The following is a 20,437-nucleotide window of genomic DNA, read 5'->3' as shown; positions in this document are numbered from 1 at the left end:
CCGGCTGCCCTGCGCTTCTGGCAATTCTCGCAGGAGTACCACTTCCCCATGCCTTCATCGCTGCGGCCTATGCCGCCGTCGCTTTCGACCCGCCGATGCCGGAGGGGGGATAGTGGCGGCGACGTTGTCCGCGCTGTCGCGCTATCTGATGGCCGCCATTCCATTCTTCCTGCTCGCCGGAGCGCTGTTGACAGCCTCCGGGATCGCCGGTGACCTGGTTCGCTTTGTCGCCGCCCTTGTCGGCCACCGTCGCGCCGGCCTCGGGCAAACTGTGTTGCTGACCGGCGCACTCTTCTCCGGCGCCTCCGGATCGTCTGTCGCCAACGCGGCATTCGGTACCGCTGCTTTCATGCCGCAGCTGACGGCGCTTCAACGCCGCCGAGGACCGCGACCAGTGGATCGTGGGCGCTCGGAAGGTCTGGGCAGTATACGCTGACAAGGTCGGCGGTATGGCGGCAATCGAGTCCGTACAGGCAATGGGTTAGGAGTGCATAGTCGGTGAAAACCGCTAACGCTGAAATCTTCTTGCTTTTCATGATATTGCTAGGGTTCTCACTGCCATGCCCGCGGTTTAGAGTGTCGCGAGTCACATGCCACAGGTTGATAAATGCAGGGTCCACAACACAGCCACGCGCCGATGAAATCGAGCATCGCTCATCTTCCTGAGCGTAAGCAGCGCGAACTCGCTCGCGTGGTGGAGGTGCTGCATGAGGAGTTCGAGGATGCGCTTAAGGACGGGACTGCCGACTTCAAGAAACGTGGACGCATACTGAAGATCATTTTGTTCGGGTCTTACGCACGCGGAAACTGGGTGGATGAGCCGCACACGAAAAAGGGTTACCGCTCGGACTACGATATCCTTGTTGTTGTGAACAACAGCAAGCTGACGGATTTCGCGCGCTATTGGGCGAAGGCGCAGGACCGATTGCTGCGTCTCACCGGAGTTGAAACACCGGTTAGCTTGATCGTCCACTCCCGCCGCGAAGTGAATACCGCTCTCTATGACGGAAGGTATTTCTTTGTCGACATTCGGCGCGACGGCGTAGTGCTCTACGAACTCGATGATGAGCCTTTAGCAATTCCGAAACCGCTGACACCGGCAGATGCGCATCGTGTGGCGAAGGAGCATTACGAAGCACGGATAGTTACTGCGGTTAACTTTCTGCAGCTCTCTCGTTCCGCGGCGACGGCGAGTATGTGGAAAGAGGCCTCCTTTCTTTTGCATCAGTCAATCGAGCAGGCCTACTCCACCCTGTTACTTGTGCTGACGAATTACAGTCCGGCATCCCACAATCTGAATTTCCTGCGTGGTCTTGCCGAAGAGCAGAATCGCGAGCTGGCGGAGGTCTGGTCGCGCGACCAACAGCGTTTCTCTGCTTGGTTTAACATCGTCAACGAAGCCTATGTAAAGGCACGCTATTCAAGACATTATGAGATTACTGAGGAGGCATTGGTGTGGCTCCTGGACCGGACCGAAACCCTGATCGATCTCGTGGAAAAAGCTTGCCGTAGTCACCTCGAGAGGCTCAAAGCAGAAGTCGAAAGTGCCAGAAAGTTCGGAGAATAGAAAACGATATTAGGTGGTTGTGCTGCATTCTTGATATTCTTCGTTAGTTTCGCGATCGAAGCGCGGGTCGGGGCTAAATAGCGCTGACGTGCGAAGCGACCTTAGCCGGTTCTCCGCCCGCCAAGTGCTCACGGTGTTAGGCCACGCGCCGACCCCTATCATCGAACACATGCAGGTCCTTGGCCTTCGCTCCGACCATGACATGATCGTCGATCTGCCTTACCGAGCGGCCTGGAACTCGGAACACTAGATCCTGACCATTGGCGAATTTGCCATGCACGTAGCTTTCCGCTCCAACGAGTTCGATGCTGTCGATTCGGACCTTGGCGGTGAAATCAAAGTCTGTCGCGGTGGGTTCACAGACTGCGAGGTCTTCCGGGCGGATGCCGATGGTGAATGCGCCTTTTGGTTTCGGCACGTTGGCTGAGATCGACCAGCCCTCAAGGGTTTCTGCATGTTTGAGAAGGTTCATCGACGGTGAGCCGATGAAGGTCGCGACAAAGGTCGTTGCCGGCTTTTCGTAAAGTTCGATTGGCGATCCGACCTGCTCGATCTGCCCGCCGTTGACCACCACCAGCTTGTCGGCAAGCGTCATTGCCTCCATCTGGTCGTGCGTGACATAGACGCTGGTCGTGCCAAGAGACCGTTGCAGGCGCTTGATTTCGATGCGCATCTGCCCCCTCAGCTTGGCGTCGAGGTTCGAGAGCGGTTCGTCGAACAGGAACGCCGCGGGTTCGCGCACGATCGCTCGCCCCATGGCGACGCGCTGTCGCTGACCGCCGGAAAGCTGGCGCGGTTTGCGCTGGAGATAGGGTTCGATTTCCAGTGTTTTGGCGGCCTTGGCGATACGCCGTTCGATCTCGTCCTTCGGGGTATTGCGGTTCTTCAGCCCATAGGCAAGGTTCTGGTGAACGGTCATATGCGGATAAAGCGCGTAGTTCTGAAACACCATCGCGATATCGCGCTCGGCCGGCTCCAGATCGTTGACCGTCCTGTCACCAATGGCGATCTCGCCGGAGCTGATGCTTTCAAGTCCGGCGATCATGCGCAAAAGGGTGGACTTGCCGCATCCGGAAGGGCCGACGAGAACGACGAGTTCACCATCATCGATCTGGAGAGACACACCCTTGATCGCCTCGATATTGCCGCCATAGACCTTGCGGACGTTGTTTAAGGTAATTTGAGCCATTACTTCTCAGTCTCCACAAGTCCTTTGACGAACCAGCGCTGCATCAGGACGACGACGAGGATCGGCGGGATGATCGCAAGGATCGCCGTCACCATCACGTAGTTCCAGGGGGTCGAGGCGTCGGTGAAATCGACCATGCGACGCAGGCCGATAATGATGGTGTTCATCTTGGCGTCGTTTGTCACCAGCAACGGCCAGAGATATTGCGTCCAGCCATAGATGAAGAGGATAACGAACAGGGCGGCGATGTTGGTTTTTGAAAGCGGAAGCAAGATGTCGCGCATGAAGCGAAAGGGCCCGGCATTGTCGATGCGTGCCGCTTCGACCAGTTCTCCCGGGATCGTCAGGAAGAATTGCCGGAAGAGAAAGGTCGCGGTTGCCGACGCCATTAGCGGCAGCGTCAGGCCGGCATAGGTGTCGATCAGGCCGAGGTCGACGATCACCTTGTAGGTGGGCAGGATACGTACCTCGACCGGCAGCATGAGCGTGATGAAGATCATCCAGAAGAAGACCATCTTCAGAGGAAAGCGGAAGAACACGATCGCGAAAGCCGACAGGAACGAGATGACGATCTTGCCGACCGCGATCGCAATCGCAACGACGGTCGAATTGAACAACAGCCGCTCAAGGCTGACACCGACCACGCGCTCGACGCCCTCAGACATCGCCTCCGTGTAGTTCTCGCTCAGTTGATCGCCGAGGGTCAAGGACATCGGCGGGCGGATGATCTCGACCGACGTCCGGCTCGACGCAATGAAGGTATAGTAGATCGGAAAGGCGACGATGATGACGCCGATGATCAGCACGAGATGGCCGATGAAATTGGCAATGGGACGTTTCTCAATCATCGGCGCGCCTCATGAGTAATGAACCCGCTTCTCGACGAAGCGGAACTGGAACGCCGTCAATGCGACCACGATGACCATGAGAATGACCGATTGTGCCGCCGAGCTGCCGAGGTTGAGATTGACGAAGCCGTCATTGTAGACCTTGTAGACGAGGGTTTCCGTTGCCTTAGCCGGACCGCCGCCGGTCACCGCATGGATAATGCCGAACGTGTCGAAGAACGCGTAGACCGTGTTGACCACGAGCAGGAAAAAGGTGGTGGGCGCCAGCAGCGGGAAGACGATCGTCCAGAAGCGCCGCGCTCCGCGCGCACCATCGATCGAGGCTGCCTCGATCAGCGATTTAGGGATCGCTTGCAGGCCGGCGACGAAGAACAGGAAGTTGTAGCTGATCTGCTTCCAGGCGGCCGCAACGATCACCAGCGCCATGGCCTGGTCGCCATTCAGGAGCGGGTCCCAGGCAACTCCGTTGCGCCTCAGCATATAGGCGAATGTGCCCATCGCCGGATTGAACATGAACAGCCACAGCATGCCGGCCACGGCCGGTGCGACCGCATAGGGCCAGATCAGCAGGGTACGGTAGATGTTTTTGCCGCGCACCACCCGGTCCGCCGCAGTCGCGAGCAGGAGGGCAACCGCCATCGACAGCAATGCCGTTGACAGGCTGAAGACGACCGTCACCTTGAGGGAGTGGAGATAGTCCGGGTTGGAGAGCACGGCGCGAAAATTGGCAAGCCCGACAAAGCCTGACTTCAGGCCGAACGGATCTTCACGCAGGACGGATTGATAGAGCGCCTGGCTCGCCGGCCAAAAGAAAAAGACGACCGTCAGCACGATCTGCGGCGCGAGCAGGAGATAAGGCAGGATTTTGTTGGGGAAGACGACAGGCTGCAAAGCGACACCCTTCTTTGCGCGAGGAGAGGGCCCGCCCCGGTTCGTGCCCGGGGCAGGCCTCTATTGCGTCGTTAGTTGCCGATGGCCGCGGCGATTGCGGCATTCGCTTTCTTGGTGCCTTCGGTCAGGGCCGCCTGTGCATCCTTCTGCCCTGCAAGCATCGCCTCGAACTCTTCGTTGAGAATATCTCTCACCTGCGGAAGATTGACGAGCCGCACGCCCTTGGAGTTTTCCGTCGGCGCCTTGCCCATCATCTGCAGGATTGGCGTTTCGCGGCCGGGGTTCTTTTCATAAAAGCCCGACTTCTTGGTTTCCTCGTAGGCGGCGAGAGTGACGGGCAGGTAGCCCGACACCTGATGAAGGCGTGCCTGGATTTCCGTCTTCGACAGGAAGTTGAAGAATTCGGCGATGCCCTTGTATTCATCGTCAGATTTACCGCCGAAGACCCAGAGGCTTGCACCGCCCGGGATGGTGTTCTGCGGGCCGTTGCCCTCATAATAGGGCAACTGGCCGATGCCGTAATTCAGGCCCGACTTGATGATGTCGCCGAGACCGCCGGATGATTCCGTCAAAATGGCGCATTCACCGGACATGAAGAGCTGCTTGGCTTCCGAGGTGCGGCCGCCATAGCGGAACGTGCCATCCTTGGCGAGGTCGGCGATAGCCTGAAAATGCTGGACGAACAGCGGCGCGTCGATCTTCAGTTCAACGTCAAGCCCGGCAAGACCGTTCTCGTTGGTGCCATAAGGGACGTTGTTCCAGGCGGCGAAGTTCTCGGTCTGGATCCATGTCAGCCATGTGGACGTGAAACCGCAGGCCGAGGCACCGCTCGCCTTGATTTTCTTGGCAGCATCGAACACTTCCGGCCAGGTCTTCGGCGGCTTGTCCGCGTCAAGCCCCGCTTTGGTAAACGCATCCTTGTTGTAATAAAGGATCGGCGAGGACGAGTTGTAGGGGAAGGACAGCATCGTGCCGTCGGCCTTCGAATAATAGGCGACGATACCCGGCAGATACTGGTCCTTATTGAACTCGAAGCCGCCCTTTTTCAGAACATCGGCCACCGGCAGCATGGCACCTTCAGCGCCCAGCATCACGCCACTGCCGGCATCGAAGACCTGCAGGATGGCGGGCGCCTGCTTGGAGCGGAACGCGGCGATGCCGGCGTTCAACGTTTCCGGGTAGGTGCCCTTGAAGACCGGAACCACCTTGTAGGCGCTCTGGCTATCGTTGAATTCCTTGGCGAGTTTATCGACAACTTCGTTGTTGGCACCGGTCATGGCGTGCCACCAGGAAAGCTCGGTAGCGGCCAATGCGTTTGAAGCAAGGCCAGCTGAAAATGCGGACGCGACCACGACGGTCCAGTTCAAATGTCTGAACATGATTCCTCCCATTTCTCAAAAGCCAGGTCATCAGGCATGCCCGGCGAAATCGATCCTCCTCGATCGAAGCTTGCGCAACCTTCGCTGCGAAACCCAAAACCAGTAGAAACGAAATGAAATGAATATGCAATGCAAATATGACGATAGAATTTGTATTCCATCGGCCGCAACGGGAGTGTTTCTAAGCGCCAGTTTTTGTGGATGCTTTCAGTGAGCCCGTGCGGGCTGTATCCTACCGTTTCGTCCGCAGCAAAGGGACGGCTTGGCGTTCTTTCCGCTACATCAGCGGCCTGCCTGCGGCATTTTCACAACATCGAGAAGCAGGCACACTTTCTCTTCAATCTTTGCGCACTTTGCTTCCAAGTCGGTCAGGCGCTTCAAAACACGCGGGTTTTGCCGTTCGCGGTCACGTTCCTGTGTGGTCGTTGCATAGGCCTCAAATAGATGATCAAGCGCGAGTGCATTGTGCGATCGTAATTGATCACGGCGGGCGGGGAATGAACCCCTTACTGGCATCCAATGAGGCCACGCTCAATGACATCGATCCTCAAGCTTGCCTTGCCGACGCGCTCGCCCGCATGATTAATCATCCTGTCTGGAAGATTGACCAGCTCTGGCCTTGGAACCGGAAAGCGAAAGAGACCGTTATCGCGGCTGCCGAGTAAACAATGCTCGAAAAAGCTCCTCCGAGCGCTCGAGGCCTTCATCCGTCAAGATCAATGACTTCGTCTTGTTCGCCGGATCGCCGATCAGGCCCTTTTTGAACAACCGATCTGTCGTATCCCAATCAAAACCCTTCCACGCCCGACGCCCGTCATGCACCGTCAGCCAAAGTAGCGCCAGGACAGCGTTGTCGATCTTGTCCTCATCGATATCCATGCCGAAATGATAACATGCCTGCGATCCAATATCCTGCGGCCTTGAGTGTATGCATACGATCTGCCAGCGTGCAGACCAGATCAACAGCGCCAGCGGCTATCTGCTCAGCCTGACCGACAAGGCAAGGGAAGGAAAACTCTCGACTTGGCCAATGGTCATGGCGCTGTTGCGCGCCAAGCTGGACGAAATCAAGAGACTTCACACACCGGGGGAGGCGAATTTTGCGACTAAGCTACAGTTCGATGTGTCGGATTCGCTCCCGAGAAGCCTGGAGTAGTTGAACCGGCGATGATGATTCGGGCTGGCGCGATGTTCGCGATAGCCACTTGGCATTCGTCATTGGTATCGAGGCGTCACACAGGCATTTTGATCTAAGGTGGAATGTCGCCCAATCTGGTGCCGAAGCACTTGCTCCGCTCAAACAGGTACCGCCATGAGGTCGATGCCGAACGGCTCAAAATGCCGCAGGTTCAGCGTTACCACCGTCAAGTCATGGGCCTTCGCCGTTCCGGCGATGAGCGCGTCAGCCATGCCAGGATTGTGTCCCGAAGCGATTGCTTCGGCCTCGAGCTTGCCGGACATCGCAGAAACCGCCGAGTCGATCGACGCCCGATCGCGAAGAGCGAAAATATCTCGAGTGTGCGGAGCGGCTTGCCGGGGGTAGTCGGTCCCGGTTCCCGGCCTGCGGCCGGCGCTTGCGCTGAACCTCCTGCGGCGACCCTTTTGAACCGGTCAAGCCGCGCGCGAACGGGCTCTGGCCGCGATAGCGGCCGCCGCCTGGTACGCTCATCCTTTTCTGGTCCGTGCAGCACAACCAACGTGGGCACAACGCCCACGAAGTCGGTTTCACGGAGTGCCCAGCCGGCGATGGGCGGGAAACGAAGATCTCGTTCAAGCTGGCGCAATGCGCCCGCGTGAGGTTGCAGCGATCCATTGCCGTGTTCTGCCCTCGGGATCCTGGCTACGTGTAATGTCGGTGACGACCGCGGCGCAATCCGCGCCATGCGTGAGGACGCCATCAATGCGTTCAAGGTTCAGTCCACCGATCGCAACCAGCGGGGTCGATCCGATCTTCTTCTTCCATGTGGTGAGGCGGGCAAGCCCCTGCGGCGCCCATTTCATCTTTTTGAGAACGGTCGGATAGACCGGTCCCAGAGCGACATAGTCGGGCGCAACTGAGAGCGCCATTTCGAGCTCGGCCTCGTCATGTGTGCTGATGCCGAGCTTCAGTCCGGCCCCACGGATTGCGGCAACGTCAGCTTGCTCCAGATCTTCCTGACCGAGATGAACGAAATCGCAGCCTTCGTCGATCGCCACGCGCCAATGGTCGTTGATGACAAGTTGGCAACCGTGTCTGTCGCATATGGCCCTGGAAATGCGAATGTCGCGACGAACCTCGCTGTCGGGTCTTTCCTTGATGCGAAGCTGGACCAGTTTGACCCCGATTGGAACGAGTCGTTCGACCCAATGGGCCCTGTCGACAATGAGGTAGAAGGGATCGAGCCTCATGAGAAGACCGCCTTTCCGATCACCGGGGTGGAGGGGACAGCCATGTCTCTCGGTTCTAGCATGCCGGCTTCAAAAGCCAACCGACCGGCCTCGACCGCCTTGGCGAAACCCGACGCCATCACGGCCGGATTTCCGGCACCGGCCACCGCCGTGTTCAGGAGCACGGCATCGAACCCGAGCTCCATCACCGTCGTTGCATGCGAAGGACGGCCGATGCCCGCATCGACAATCAAAGTCACATCAGGGAAATGCGCCCGCATCGACCTCAAGGCGGACAGGTTTTGCGGCCCCATGGCACTGCCGATCGGAGCACACCAGGGCATCAGCACGCGGCAACCAGCTTCCACCAGGCGTTCGGCAACAACCAGATCGTCGGTCGTATAGGGAAAGACCTCGAAGCCTTCGTTCGAAAGGATCCGTGCGGCTTCGACCAGCGCGAACACATCCGGTTGCAATGTGTCTTGATTGCCGATCACTTCGAGCTTGATCCAGTTCGTCTTGAAAACTTCGCGCGCCATCTTGGCAGTGAGCACCGCCTCCTTGGTAGTGTGGCAGCCGGCGGTGTTCGGCAGTATTTTCGTCCCGAGCCCGCGGATCAGTTCGAAAAACGCACCTCCCGCTTTGCCGCCGGCTGTTTCTCTCCTCAACGAGACCGTGATGATTTGTGTCCCTGAAGCTCGCACGGCGTCCGAAAGCACGGCCGGAGAGGGGTAGCCCGCAGTGCCCAGGAATAGTCTCGAGGTGATTTCCGTGTCGTAGACTTGCAGCATGTTCAGCCACCTTTCATCGGCGAGAGAATTTCGATGCGATCATGATCGCGCAAGCGCCATCCATCGCGGTCGGCCGCGTGCACAAGTTCGCCGTTGACAGCGGTCGCCAGCCAGCTTCCTTCATAGTCGAGTGCTGCCATCAGTTCGGCGAGCGTTGAGCAAGCGATCTCGTGCTCTTCGCCATTGACATTAAGGTTCATCATAGAACTCCGATCCGTGGTCCGGGTTGAGCAGAAGTTCGGCAACGTCGTGCGCTAGGGCCGGCGAGAGCAGGAAACCGTGTCGATACATGCCGTTCAGGGAATAGATTGAGCCGCTTCTCGTGATCCTCGGCAGATTGTCGGGGTAGGCGGGGCGAATACCAGTTCCAGTTTCAGTAATCTGCGCCTCGCCGAAGGCCGGGTGCAGGGCGTAGGCGGCGTTCAAGAGCTCCATCAGTGACCGTGCCGCGATAGGACCGGACAATTCGCTCTCAATCATTGTTGCCCCGACCATGAAGACGCGCTCACGCCGTGGAACGACATAGATGGGGTGTCGTGGATGCAGGAAGCGCACCGGACGCGACAGCCGAATGTCGCCGGTGCGCAGATAGAGCATCTCGCCACGCACGCCCCGCAGAGCCGCGTCATCCGGGAGCCTGGCATGGCCGGTGCAATCGATACACCAAGAGACATGGAGGTCGAGGGTGGGATCGCGCGTCTGGCCGAAGTGAAAACGCGCGCCCATGGCCACTAAAGTGTCATGGAGTGATGACAGCGCCTCTCTTGGATCGAGATGCGCTTCCTTCGGGAAGAAGAGTGCACGCGAGAAGCGGCCGGCCAGATCCGGTTCCAGTGCGGCTATCTCGTCGGCATCAAGCCATCTGTACCCGGTGGTTCGTGTCGAAAACCGATCGAGCTCGCGAGTGTCACGTGGGGCGGCGACGACAAGTGTGCCCTCCTGCGCGACTTTGTCGGGCAGCGCCGCCTGCCACCACTCAATGGCTGTCGCACCGACGCGTTCGACTTTCTCGTCGGCACCTTCGCGCTCACACCAGGGTGCCAGCATGCCACCGGCAAACCAGGATGCACCGGCGCCAATGCGTTCAGCCCGCTCGACAATCTCGACCTCGATGCCGCGACGCGCCAGTTCGTAGGCCGTGACAAGACCGACGACTCCCGCTCCCTTAATGGCCACCGGTTGCATTCGCCTTCCGCTCGATCCGATACTTGGGTGTCGCGGTAGGGTCATTTGCCCATTCGCCGCTGCGCTAACGGACGTCGGTGTTGGCGTCTATATCTGCGGTACGGTTCGTGTGCTGCATATGAAAAAACCATTCGCTGGCTCCAACTTTAACGTTTGGAGACCCAGATCCTGGCGCTGGAAAGATAGAGACACGTCCACGCGATCGCAAAGGAGCTGTCGCAGCGCCGTCGTTCCCACCGTCCCTACGCCAGCATGAACTGGATCAGGTTCAACGGGTCATTGCGCTGCGGTCGAAAAAGCCGATCCGCCCAGCAATATCTCAGCCCTTTGTCAGGACCCCCCTGGTGAATGAACCGAGTTCAAAGGCCAATGCCCTGCTTTGTCAAGTGTCGTTTTGGTGGACATGTTGACAACGTAGGTCGCCAGATTTTGTAGCGGTCAGCGCAAGAAACGCATCGTCATGCCTGACGCCGTCATCATGATCTGCAAGGAGCGCGCCTGCATGGCGAAGCTATTTCAGGTGCTTCGGCGGCTCGTCATTTTCATCCGGGTTTGGGTTGGGAATCTCGTCGGGAAGGACGTCGGGCTCCGGTTCCTCGATAGGAGGCTGCGGCAGGTCCGGCGGCAGACCTGGGGGCAGGTCGGGAGCGGGCGGCCTCGGGATAGGTTCAGTCGGTATCGTGCTCATGTTGGTCTCCTCATTTGGAAGGCCAACTTATGCCGCGCCGGTTTTGTTCCGCTGGATGGCTGCATCATGCGCAAAGGACGACCTGACGGATCTGCCGATCCGGCGGCGATCGGCTCGATCATCGAGTTTGGGGCTCAGACTGATTTGTCTGCGACGACCCTGTGAACATTGTCGTCGCAGGTCGAAACGCCCAGACGAGCAGGATGCTCATCGAGACGAAAAACAAAGAGAATACAAGACGATTTGACATGGCGCTTTCCTTCACATTTGGAGCTCAGTGAAAGCAGATTTCAGCATTCGCCGCGGTGTCAGGTCGAGCATTTCTGGCATGGAGACGCGCAGACGCGATAATCAAGGCGTCGCGGCTGTGCAGGTGACGTGTCCTGTCGCCGCATCGCGCGTCTCTTAGAGTGGCGCGAGACCGGGGTAGCAGCCGCCGCCAGGAGCCATATGGGATGAGACGGGGAGGTATTCCGACTTGCGCGTGCCTTTATCCGCTCTCCGACGCGCAGCCGGATTGCGCGACAGCCCGGATCTTTCCCGGGAGGATCCGAGCTGTCGGTTTCATGCTTGCGGCTTTTTCATCGTAATGGGCTAGCGAAGCCACTCGTTCCAGCGTTGCAGCAATTGCGCCGCATTGGCGTTGATCCATTCCGCGTCGGGGACAACCATAAAGTCCCGAACCTCGTTCGCATGCGGCATCGTCTTGCGCACGTCCTCCGACATCAGGGCGATCGCGTCGGTGCTTGGCGGCGTGCACGAAAGCACTTCGCAAGCCATCGCCTGCGCTTCCGGCGAATTCAGCCAGAAGGCCATCAGTTTTAGCGCGTTGTCACGATTCTGTGCGCCTTTGACGAGCGCAATGCGGTCGCCGACCAGAAACGATGCCTTATAGGACCAGCCGATCGGCAAACCTTCGTTCTGCATCGCCTTGGCGCGCGTCAGCCAAATCTGCCCAATCGAATAGTCGCCATTGCGAAAGCCCTGCACACTCTGATCGCCGGTTTTCCACCACACTGAAACCGCGGGCCGGATTTCGTCGAGTTTTTTCAGCGCCCGTTCCACGTCGAGCGGAAACAGCTCGTCTCGGCTGACGCCATCGGCAAGCAGCGCCGCTGCCATCACACGCCAGGGGTCGTCGAAATTGGGAAATGCCCGCTCGCCGGAAAAGGTCTTGCTATCCCACATGTCGGCCCAGGTCTCAGGTGTCGGTCCGCCATCGCCGGTTCGATAGGCGAGCAACGTGGCCGTCGACTGCAACAGCGCGCCGCCGGCAGCGCAAGCGTTCACGCCGAGATCTTTTCGTCCGGCAAACTGTTTGCAGAAATCCGTCAGGTCCTCCGTGACCGCCTTATGGGCCGTCGATGCCGCCTGGATCTCACCGTCGAGATAGAGATCCCAGGTGACATTCCCAGTCTTGACCATCGCCGCGACCTTGGCCCGCATTTCAGCGTTGGTGGCAACAACGGTTACGACCTTGATCCCGGTCGCCTTTGTGAAGGGATCGAACCAGGCCGCTTTCAGCGCGCGGTCGTAGGCACCGCCCGTCGAAGCGATGACAACCTGCTCGGTTGCAAGCGATACCGAGGACCAGGATAAGAGAGACAAGGCGCTTGCAGCCACCACTCGGTGAGCTCTCGTCCAACGCAGCGGAAATGAAATCATGGCAGTTTCCTTTGTAGGGTTGGCAGGGGAAATGGATCGCGCACTTGCTCAGCCGCGCTTCTGGGCATTGGCCAAGTGAATGGCGCCCATCAACAGGAGGGAGATGACGACCAGCACCGTCGAGACAGCTGCGATGACGGGCGTGAGGTTGAAGTCGATATCTTCGAACATCTTGCGACCGATTGACTTGCCGCCGATATCTGAGATGAAGAACGCGACCGTGGCTTCATCGAACGAAGCCAGAAAGGCAAACACCGCCCCAGCCGCTACCCCCGGTGCAATATTGGGCAAGACCACAAGGACGAAAGCCTGCAGCCTGTTGGCGCCGCAGTTCAACGCCGCCAGTTCCAACGCCGGGTCGAAGCGTTGCAGCGCCGCCGTCACCGTAATCATCACGTAAGGTGTGGCAAGCACCGTATGGGCGATGAGAAAGCCGAAGAAGTTGCCCGTCAGTTGCAGCGGCGAGAACACCAGATAAAGGGCGACGCCAAGCACAATGTGCGGCACGATCATCGGCCCGAGCGCAAGCGCCTGCAGCGCCGAACTGAAGGGGAGACGCCCGCGCACGATCGCCAGGGAGGCCATCGTGCCTATAATCGTAGCGGCCGCAGTCGTGGCAAGCGCAATCTTAAGGCTGAACCAGGTTGCCGCCATCCAGTCCGGATCGCTGAAATAGGCGCGGTACCATTTGAGGCTGAACCCGCTCGGTGGAAACTCAATATAGTCCTTTTCGCTAAGCGACATCGGGATGACGATCAGCGTGGGCAGCAGCAGGAAGAAAAGGACGCAACCGATGACGACAGCCAGAATAGTCACGCCAAAAGCCTTGGCAAAGACCTGAACGGCGGCCGAGTCGTAAAGGTCGCGAACCGGTGACAGACGATTGGTGGAGTGGGTGAGATCAGTGGACACTGTGCAATCCCTTGCTGAGCGAGAGTGTCTTTCGAAACAGGAAAACGAAGATCAGCGTCACGGTCAAAAGGACCGTCGACAGCGCTGCGGCAAACGGCCAGTCGAGCAGCACAGTCGTCTGCTGCCCGATCAGGGTTGCCATGAGCATCGATCCGGGACCGCCAACCAACGCCGGCGTGATGTAAAAACCCAGCGCAAGGACGAAGCACAAAACGCTGCCGGCAAAGACACCCGGCAGGCTGAGGGGCAAGGTGATGCTGATGAACGCACGAAACGCGCCAGCTCCCAGATTCCGCGCAGCCCTGTTATAGTCGGGCGGCAAGGTTCGCAGGGTTGAATAGATCGGCAGGATCATGAACGGCATCAACACATGCGTCATTGCGACGATCACCGCACCCTGCGTGTAGATCAGCTTCATCGGTCCGTCGGTGATACCGGCATCGGCTAGAAGCGTATTGACGATACCGTTGCGCTGGAGAAGCACCACCCAGGCATAGGATCTGACCAGAACCGAGGTCCACAAGGGTATGAAGACGCAGGCGGCAACGACCATGGCGATGCCATGTCTCAACCGTGCCATCAGATAGGCGACGGGAAAGCCGAGAAGAAGGCTTGCAATCGTCACAACGACGGCAACCTTGACCGTACTCGCCAACACGCCGAGATAGAGCGGCTCGGCAACAAGACGCCGATATTGTTCAAGGCTTCCGCCCTCAAAACTCAAGCCAACAAGCCGGGTTACGGGATAGACGAACCCGATGGCCAGAGCCACGACGAGGGGCGCCGCCAAGCACACTGAAACGCCACGCGAATAAAACCGTGCGGATGCCGCACTCGATCGTCGCTGGCGGGGAAAAGCCGGCTGCGGAACTTCGGAAGGGCCGCTCATGCCGCGTGCCTTTCCGTGTCTGCAAACAAGTGGATGGCGCCATCATCAAGCAGGAGGTCAACCGTATCCCGCTCGCGAAACGGCTGTCCTCCTTCGGCCGGTAGCTGTATCTGCAACAAAACGTCCGGGCGGCATTCCAGCCGAACCACGAGAATATGGACTGAGCCGACGAAGACGCAGGTCTGAACGACCGCCGCAAGGCAACCCGAACCGCCTTCACCACGCCTGGCAACGCGGACACGCTCTGGGCGTATCGCGAGCTTTATGGATTGCCCGGCTGATGGGCGCGCCGGCAGACCTTGCGCGCGAATGGAGAGAACCGTGTCGTCTGAAAGACGCACCATGGCCGTGCCACCTGCATTCTCGATGCAATTGCCTTCTATGAAGTTCATCCGCCCGATAAAATCGGCGACAAATGCGGAATTCGGATGCCGGTAGAGTTCCGTCGGCGTGCCGAACTGCTTCAACTCGCCGCCGGCCATCACCGCTACGCGGTCCGACATGGTCAGTGCTTCGTCCTGGTCATGCGTCACATAGACAACCGTTGCGCCCAGCCGCTCTTGCAGACGCTTGATTTCGAACTGCATCGCCTCCCGTAGCTTTTTGTCCAGCGCGCCCAGTGGTTCATCCATCAATAGAACGGGTGGTTCGAATGCCAACGCGCGCGCCAAAGCAACGCGCTGTTGTTGGCCGCCGGACAATTGCTGGGGGTAGCGCTCGCCATAGCTTGAGAGCTGCACGAGTTCGAGCATCTCGTCGACCCGCGTGGCAATCCGCGTCTTGTTCGATTGCCCTCGCATGCGCAACGGAAACGCGATGTTCTGTTGCACCGTCATATGCGGGAAAAGCGCGTATTTTTGAAACACCATGCCGATGCCCCGGCGATTGGGGGTAACATGCGTTAGGTCGCGTCCTCCAATGACGATCTTGCCGGCGCTCGGTTCCTCAAACCCTGCAATCATGTTCAGCGCGGTTGTCTTTCCGGAACCGGAAGGGCCGACAAGCGAGACGAATTCACCGGCACCGATCTCCAGCGACAGTGTTGTGACGGCCCGAACACTGCCAAAGTGCTTTTCGAGCCCGATGAGAGACAAATATTGACCAATCAATTCCGATCTTCCTTTCAACTGTTCCTGTGACGCTCTGTGGCGCCCGACCTCTGAAGGGCCGCCTTGCCGCCTATTCCCAACGATCCTCTCGGACGACCCGCAGGCGCCGTCGGGGCAAACCAATGGCAATGAAAGAATCCGCACCAGCCTCGCAGGCGGCACCCGTGACGATAATCAAGAAAGCTGCTAGGACTGGTTGATGCGACAAAAGCTTTGCAGAACTTTCACATTTCAATTTTGTTGCATCAAAAACTTGCATTGTCAACTGAGTGAGGGGTTTGAATGGCGGTCCATGTAAGCGAGCTGGCCAATATTGATCGTGCGGCGGAAAACCTTGGTGATGCGGCCTATCGCCAGATGAAGGAGCGGATCATTCGCGGCGTCTACCGTCCGGGACATAAGTTGACGGTAAGGGCGGTTGCCCAGGATTTGGATGTTAGTACTACTCCTGCGCGTGATGCGATCAATCGCCTCGCAAGTGAGGCGGCGCTTGTCTATGCCGGCCCAAAGACGGTGGTCGTGCCAGTCCTTGATGCAAAGGCGCTGCAGGAGATTACGCTGATCCGGCTGGCGCTCGAGGGCTTGGCGGCGCAGCAGGCCGCCGAACATGTTGTTCCTCAGGATGTGGAAGCTCTTAGGGCTCTGCAAAGGCAGATCAATTCGGCGCTTGATGCCGGGCAATATGCAGATGCCCTGTGGCATAATAAAGAGTTCCATTTTGCGATTTTCCGGCTGGCTAGATTGCCGCACCTTGTTTCGATGATCGAAACGCTTTGGTTGCGGATCGGCCCGTCCTTGCATGATCTCTATCCGGAATTTGCAAAGGAGCGGTTTGGCGTTCACAACCATGAGGTTGCGATGGAGGCGCTTGAGGAGCGCGATGGTCCAGGCGTTCGCGCTGCAATGGAGAACGATATTCGCGACGGCTATCGCCGCTTGAGGCGGGCCTGTCGTGAAAGGGCGACGCGCTCAGCGCAGTAGGAATTTTGTTGCGTGGACTTGACGGCGTATAATTTTGTTGCAACAAAACTGTAAAGCTCGTACAAACGACGAGCCGAATTTGTTGCTCAGAAAGCTCAAGCCATGCCAGTTCAAGGAATTCAAGCCGCGCAGGCCCTGCCTGCACGGACCAAATCAACGCGTCTATTCAGTCGCGCAATGCCCGTTTTTCCAGGTGGAGTGACCCGCGCCACTGTCGAGAAAGATCCTATCCCGTTTTACGTCGCTTACGGGGAGGGCGCCTATCTGGTTGACGTCGATGGCAATCGCCTGCTCGACCTCAATAACAACTTCACGACCCTTATTCACGGGCATGGCTTCGAGCCGGTCCGTCAGGCTGCAAGCGATCTTATGCGGATGGGGACGTGCTTTGCCAATCCGACGCAGCACGAGATCGGGCTTGCCGAACTGCTTGTCGATCGGATCCCGGCCATCGAACAAGTCCGCTTCGTCAATAGTGGTACTGAGGCGGTGATGTTCGCAATCAAAGCCGCCCGCGCGTTCACGGGACGACCTGGAATTGTCAGGATCGAAGGGGCCTATCATGGCGCATACGACTGGGCTGAGGCGGGGCAGGCGGTGGACCCAAACCTTAGCGACCGGGCCGCGATCCCACGGGCGATCCCTGCCTATCACGGCACACCTGCAAGTGTCGCCGATGACGTTCATCTCATCCGGTTCAACGATGTCAACGGACTGGAACAACGTCTAGACGCCTTGCGTGGCAGGGTTGCCTGCGTGTTGATCGATCCGATGCCTAGCCGCGCCGGTCTTATTCATCCCACTGCCACCTTCGTCGAGACCCTCAGTTCGGTTGCACGCAAGCATGGTATCCTCATCATCGCAGATGAGGTTCTCAATCTCAGGCAGGGCTACGCAGGCGCCTCGCCGCGATATGGTCTCACCCCTGACCTTGTAACGGCGGGCAAAATCATCGGCGGTGGGTTCCCGATCGGTGCGGTCGGCGGACGTGAAGAGGTCATGCGGGTCTTCGGTACGCAAGTGAACAAACCGCTATTGCCGCAGGGAGGCACCTTTTCCGCCAATCCCGTTTCCATGGTGGCCGGTCGCGTCGCCATGGAAGCAATGACCCACGAGAACTTCAATCATCTGGAGGCGCTTGGAGAACGGGTGCGGGTCGGCCTTGAAAGCAGCATCAGCCGCACTGACGCGCCATTTTGCGTCACGGGTGCATCGTCCCTGTTTCGCATACACCCCAAACGACTTGCGCCAACCGAATATCGAGAAGCCCTGCAGAACGATGCGCAGGACCGCGTGATGAAGGAACTTGCACGGCATCTCCTTCAATGGGGAATCCTGCTTCCCCATGGCGCCGCAGCCAGCCTTTCGACCCCAATGACGAACAGCGACATCGATCTCATCGTCGCTGCCTTCGATGATTTCCTGAATGTTCACGCCGCCAACGGAAGGGCGCAACAATGACCAAACCCGCAACCGAAACTGTCGCCGAGCGTATTGCCCGCATACTTTGCCGCCACCAGGTAGAAGTCATCTTCGCCCAGAGCCTCCCCTCGGCGGTCATTCTCGCGGCGGAAGCGGCCGGCATCAGACAAATCGCCTATAGACAAGAAAACATGGGCGGTGCAATGGCTGACGGATATGCCCGTGTATCCGGAAAGGTGGCTGTCGTTGCCGCACAGAACGGTCCTGCCGCGACACTTCTTGTCCCGCCGCTGGCCGAAGCCTTAAAGGCCAGTGTTCCGATCGTCGCGCTCGTTCAGGACGTCGAAAGCGACCAGACGGACAGAAATGCTTTCCAGGATCTGGATCAGATCACGCTGTTCCAATCCTGCGCCAAATGGGTTCGGCGCGTTCACACCCCGCAACGGATAGACGACTATATGGATGCCGCCTTTACCGTCGCGGCTTCTGGCCGGCCCGGGCCCGCGGTCTTGCTGCTGCCTGCCGACTTGTTGCGCGCGCCGGCTCAGCCGGCCGTCCTTCCAAGAACAAGTTGCCTCGGCCGTTTTCCACTTGACCGCACGCGGCCACCGGAGGAGGCCCTTGATGCGGTGGCACGGCGTATTGCATCGGCGCAGGCACCCATCATCGTTGCAGGTGGCGGCGTGCACGGCTCAGGCGCTGCACAAGAACTGATGGCCTTGCAGCACGAAGCAAGTCTGCCCGTAATAACGACGAATATGGGCAAGGGGGCGGTCGACGAGTTTCATCCATTGTCTGCCGGTGTCCTTGGATCATTGACCGGGCCCCGCTCGCTCGGGCGTCACTCGCTGCCATTGATGGAGGAAGCGGATCTGGTCATTCTTGTGGGGACGCGAACCAACCAGAATGGAACGGACAACTGGCGCCAAATTCCAGCCTCTGCGACGGTCGTGCATGTGGACGTCGATCCGACAGAGGTCGGGCGGAACTATGAGGCGATCCGTCTCGTTGGCGACGCCGCGGAAACCCTCTCGACCCTTCGCAAAGCACTTGGTGGCGTCGACCTGACACGCCGCCATAATCAACGCGCGCGATTGGAGGAGCGTATAGCGGGCTTCTGGACGGCCTTCGAGCGCGATCGCTTGGACGTTGCGACCGCTGCGTCCGGACCCATCCGCCCGGAAAGGGTGATGGCAGACCTTCAGCCATTGTTGTCTCCCGATATGACAATCGTCGCCGATGCCTCCTACTCCTCGATGTGGGTTATCGGGCAACTACGGGCACCCGCCATCATGCGCTTTATCACGCCCCGCGGTCTCGCAGGCCTTGGTTGGGGGGTGCCGCTCGCGATTGGCGCCAAGGCCGCACGACCACAAAGTTCAGTCGTTGCGCTCGTCGGCGATGGCGGATTCGCGCACAGCTGGGCCGAGCTCGAGACCATGGTGCGCATGCAGCTTCCCGTTATCATTATCGTTTTGAACAACGGCATCCTTGGTTTCCAGCGAGATGCGGAGACCGTGAAGTTTGGCAGCTACACGACGGCCTGCCACTTCGCCGACGTGGACCATGTTCAAATCGCAAAGGCGTGCGGTTGCCCCGCGGTGCGCGTTGAAGATCCTCGTGATCTGGCCGATCTGCTCACAAAGAGCCTGGATGCCAAGGGGCCAATGCTCATTGAGGTCATGACGGACCCGCAAGCACATCCTCCCCTGTCCCTATTCGCCAGCATGGATGCGGCAGCATGACGAATACCCAAACGGAAAGGATCGCCGTGGTGACAGGCGGCACGACAGGTATTGGGCTGGCAACAGCCCGATATCTTCTCGCAATCGGTCACCGGGTTGCGATCTTCGGACAAAATGAAGGGCATGTGCGAAACGCCAAGGAAGATCTTGCCCGCGAATTCGATCCTGAGCGCTTGTTGGCGCGTACCGTCGATCTCGGGCAACCACATCAGATCACGGCATTCTTTCGCGAACTCGAGCAAAGCTGGGGAAGTCCTGCTGTGCTCGTTTGCAATGCCGGCATCTCACCGAAGGGTATAGACGGTCCGTCACCATTCGCTGAGGTCGACCTTAATGAGTGGAACTCAGTTCTTTCCGTCAATCTAACCGGCGCGATGCTGTGCTGCCAGGCGGTGTTGCCAGGCATGGTCCGGCACGGATTCGGACGCATTGTGTTCGTTGGCTCGATCGCCGGGCGAACACTTCCGCGCATCGCCGGGAGTGCTTATGTAACCTCTAAAGCAGCAATGGCGGGTCTCGCACGTTCGCTTGTCTGGCCCTATGGCGCACAAGGCATCACGGCCAACGTCGTTGCTCCGGGCAGAATTGCGACCGCCATGGCCGGCGCTATCGGCACCCCAACCAATCAGGCGGCTATCGCACGCATTCCCGCTGGCCGAATGGGTGTCCCGAGTGAAGTCGCCGCTGCCATAGGTTTTCTCGCCTGCGATGAAGCGGCCTTCATCAACGGGGCCATCTTGGATGTCAATGGCGGCGAATACGCGCCGGCGTGAGGCTGAAGTCGGGCAAGGTCGAGAAAGGGGCGACAG

General features: G+C 58.8%; 21 protein-coding genes, 3 pseudogenes and 1 riboswitch. Of the genes and pseudogenes, 9 read left to right on the top strand and 15 right to left on the bottom strand.

Annotation, left to right across the window (positions count from 1 at the left end; all coding sequences use genetic code 11):
* Nucleotides 1–2: 2 nt before the first annotated feature.
* Both HT585_RS12975 and HT585_RS12970 read left to right on the top strand, forming a co-directional pair.
* Nucleotides 3–361, top strand: a pseudogene (locus HT585_RS12975) (TRAP transporter large permease subunit); the annotation flags it as partial.
* A gap of 276 nt (nucleotides 362–637) precedes the next feature.
* Nucleotides 638–1,567, top strand: coding sequence for a nucleotidyltransferase and HEPN domain-containing protein (locus tag HT585_RS12970; protein ID WP_176354146.1), 930 nt, complete (start codon nucleotides 638–640; stop codon nucleotides 1,565–1,567).
* A gap of 136 nt (nucleotides 1,568–1,703) precedes the next feature.
* On the opposite strand, the gene HT585_RS12965 is transcribed toward HT585_RS12970, so the two are convergent.
* The 4 genes from HT585_RS12965 to ugpB all read right to left on the bottom strand — a co-directional run bounded on the left by HT585_RS12965 (nucleotide 1,704) and on the right by ugpB (nucleotide 5,874).
* A complete protein-coding gene (locus HT585_RS12965) occupies nucleotides 1,704–2,756 on the bottom strand; it encodes a sn-glycerol-3-phosphate import ATP-binding protein UgpC (protein ID WP_176353340.1) in 1,053 nt (350 codons plus the stop codon).
* Nucleotides 2,756–3,604 (bottom strand): sn-glycerol-3-phosphate ABC transporter permease UgpE, encoded by an 849-nt coding sequence (ugpE, locus tag HT585_RS12960; protein ID WP_176353339.1) that lies wholly within the window; start codon nucleotides 3,602–3,604, stop codon nucleotides 2,756–2,758. The genes HT585_RS12965 and ugpE overlap by 1 nt, the downstream gene beginning before the upstream one ends.
* 9 nt (nucleotides 3,605–3,613) lie before the next feature.
* Nucleotides 3,614–4,495, bottom strand: a complete 882-nt coding sequence (gene ugpA / locus HT585_RS12955) for a sn-glycerol-3-phosphate ABC transporter permease UgpA (protein ID WP_176353338.1) — start codon at nucleotides 4,493–4,495, stop codon at nucleotides 3,614–3,616.
* A gap of 71 nt (nucleotides 4,496–4,566) precedes the next feature.
* Nucleotides 4,567–5,874, bottom strand: coding sequence for a sn-glycerol-3-phosphate ABC transporter substrate-binding protein UgpB (gene ugpB, locus HT585_RS12950; protein ID WP_425513739.1), 1,308 nt, complete (start codon nucleotides 5,872–5,874; stop codon nucleotides 4,567–4,569).
* Nucleotides 5,875–6,371: 497 nt separating this feature from the next.
* On the opposite strand from ugpB, the gene HT585_RS12945 reads away from it, so the two are divergent.
* Nucleotides 6,372–6,539, top strand: a complete 168-nt coding sequence (locus HT585_RS12945) for a transposase domain-containing protein (RefSeq protein ID WP_176353336.1) — start codon at nucleotides 6,372–6,374, stop codon at nucleotides 6,537–6,539.
* On the opposite strand, the gene HT585_RS31705 is transcribed toward HT585_RS12945, so the two are convergent.
* A complete protein-coding gene (locus tag HT585_RS31705) occupies nucleotides 6,520–6,753 on the bottom strand; it encodes a DUF6429 family protein (protein WP_246707672.1) in 234 nt (77 codons plus the stop codon). The genes HT585_RS12945 and HT585_RS31705 overlap by 20 nt on opposite strands.
* A 58-nt stretch (nucleotides 6,754–6,811) precedes the next feature.
* Here HT585_RS31705 and repC point away from each other — a divergent pair.
* A pseudogene (gene repC, locus HT585_RS12940) lies at nucleotides 6,812–7,030 on the top strand (replication initiation protein RepC); the annotation flags it as partial.
* Between the two features lie 140 nt (nucleotides 7,031–7,170).
* On the opposite strand, the gene HT585_RS12935 reads toward repC, so the two are convergent.
* From HT585_RS12935 to HT585_RS12890, 10 genes are all read right to left on the bottom strand, one after another.
* A complete protein-coding gene (locus HT585_RS12935; protein ID WP_176353335.1) occupies nucleotides 7,171–7,335 on the bottom strand; it encodes a PIN domain-containing protein in 165 nt (54 codons plus the stop codon).
* A gap of 309 nt (nucleotides 7,336–7,644) precedes the next feature.
* Nucleotides 7,645–8,262, bottom strand: a complete 618-nt coding sequence (locus tag HT585_RS12930) for a thiamine phosphate synthase (protein ID WP_176353334.1) — start codon at nucleotides 8,260–8,262, stop codon at nucleotides 7,645–7,647.
* Nucleotides 8,259–9,032, bottom strand: coding sequence for a thiazole synthase (locus HT585_RS12925; RefSeq protein ID WP_176353333.1), 774 nt, complete (start codon nucleotides 9,030–9,032; stop codon nucleotides 8,259–8,261). The genes HT585_RS12930 and HT585_RS12925 overlap by 4 nt, the downstream gene beginning before the upstream one ends.
* 2 nt (nucleotides 9,033–9,034) lie before the next feature.
* On the bottom strand, nucleotides 9,035–9,232 hold the full coding sequence (gene thiS / locus HT585_RS12920) for a sulfur carrier protein ThiS (protein WP_176353332.1): 198 nt from the start codon (nucleotides 9,230–9,232) through the stop codon (nucleotides 9,035–9,037).
* On the bottom strand, nucleotides 9,222–10,217 hold the full coding sequence (thiO, locus tag HT585_RS12915) for a glycine oxidase ThiO (RefSeq protein WP_176353331.1): 996 nt from the start codon (nucleotides 10,215–10,217) through the stop codon (nucleotides 9,222–9,224). The genes thiS and thiO overlap by 11 nt, the downstream gene beginning before the upstream one ends.
* 221 nt (nucleotides 10,218–10,438) lie before the next feature.
* Nucleotides 10,439–10,570, bottom strand: a riboswitch (TPP riboswitch).
* Nucleotides 10,571–10,728: 158 nt separating this feature from the next.
* A complete protein-coding gene (locus HT585_RS12910) occupies nucleotides 10,729–10,905 on the bottom strand; it encodes a hypothetical protein (protein WP_176353330.1) in 177 nt (58 codons plus the stop codon).
* A gap of 594 nt (nucleotides 10,906–11,499) precedes the next feature.
* Nucleotides 11,500–12,570: an ABC transporter substrate-binding protein gene (locus HT585_RS12905; protein WP_176353329.1), complete on the bottom strand. Its 1,071-nt coding sequence runs from the start codon at nucleotides 12,568–12,570 to the stop codon at nucleotides 11,500–11,502.
* A gap of 48 nt (nucleotides 12,571–12,618) precedes the next feature.
* Nucleotides 12,619–13,386: an ABC transporter permease gene (locus tag HT585_RS12900; RefSeq protein ID WP_343214020.1), complete on the bottom strand. Its 768-nt coding sequence runs from the start codon at nucleotides 13,384–13,386 to the stop codon at nucleotides 12,619–12,621.
* Nucleotides 13,387–13,471: 85 nt separating this feature from the next.
* Nucleotides 13,472–14,371, bottom strand: coding sequence for an ABC transporter permease (locus HT585_RS12895; RefSeq protein ID WP_176353327.1), 900 nt, complete (start codon nucleotides 14,369–14,371; stop codon nucleotides 13,472–13,474).
* A complete protein-coding gene (locus tag HT585_RS12890) occupies nucleotides 14,368–15,480 on the bottom strand; it encodes an ABC transporter ATP-binding protein (RefSeq protein ID WP_176354145.1) in 1,113 nt (370 codons plus the stop codon). The genes HT585_RS12895 and HT585_RS12890 overlap by 4 nt, the downstream gene beginning before the upstream one ends.
* Nucleotides 15,481–15,762: 282 nt before the next feature.
* Here HT585_RS12890 and HT585_RS12885 point away from each other — a divergent pair.
* The 5 genes and pseudogenes from HT585_RS12885 to HT585_RS12870 all read left to right on the top strand — a co-directional run.
* Nucleotides 15,763–16,389 (top strand): annotated as a pseudogene (locus HT585_RS12885) (GntR family transcriptional regulator); the annotation flags it as partial.
* The gene (locus HT585_RS32230; protein ID WP_425513755.1) at nucleotides 16,384–16,461 is read left to right on the top strand and encodes a hypothetical protein; all 78 of its coding nucleotides are present in this window, start codon (nucleotides 16,384–16,386) and stop codon (nucleotides 16,459–16,461) included. The pseudogene HT585_RS12885 and the gene HT585_RS32230, both read left to right, overlap by 6 nt.
* 102 nt (nucleotides 16,462–16,563) lie before the next feature.
* Entirely contained in the window at nucleotides 16,564–17,922 is a 1,359-nt protein-coding gene (locus HT585_RS12880) for an aspartate aminotransferase family protein (protein ID WP_176353325.1), read from the top strand.
* Nucleotides 17,919–19,628, top strand: coding sequence for an acetolactate synthase catalytic subunit (locus HT585_RS12875; protein WP_176353324.1), 1,710 nt, complete (start codon nucleotides 17,919–17,921; stop codon nucleotides 19,626–19,628). The genes HT585_RS12880 and HT585_RS12875 overlap by 4 nt, the downstream gene beginning before the upstream one ends.
* Complete coding sequence (locus tag HT585_RS12870; RefSeq protein WP_176353323.1) at nucleotides 19,625–20,401, top strand: SDR family oxidoreductase; 777 nt, start codon at nucleotides 19,625–19,627, stop codon at nucleotides 20,399–20,401. Before HT585_RS12875 ends, HT585_RS12870 begins: the two co-directional genes overlap by 4 nt.
* The last annotated feature ends 36 nt before the right edge of the window (nucleotides 20,402–20,437 follow it).

The sequence above is a fragment of the Ensifer oleiphilus genome (genome assembly GCF_013371465.1).
Classification (GTDB): Bacteria; Pseudomonadota; Alphaproteobacteria; order Rhizobiales; family Rhizobiaceae; genus Ensifer; species Ensifer oleiphilus.
The sequence above is the reverse complement of the archived record's forward strand: the minus strand, read 5'-3'. Positions and strand labels throughout refer to the sequence as shown.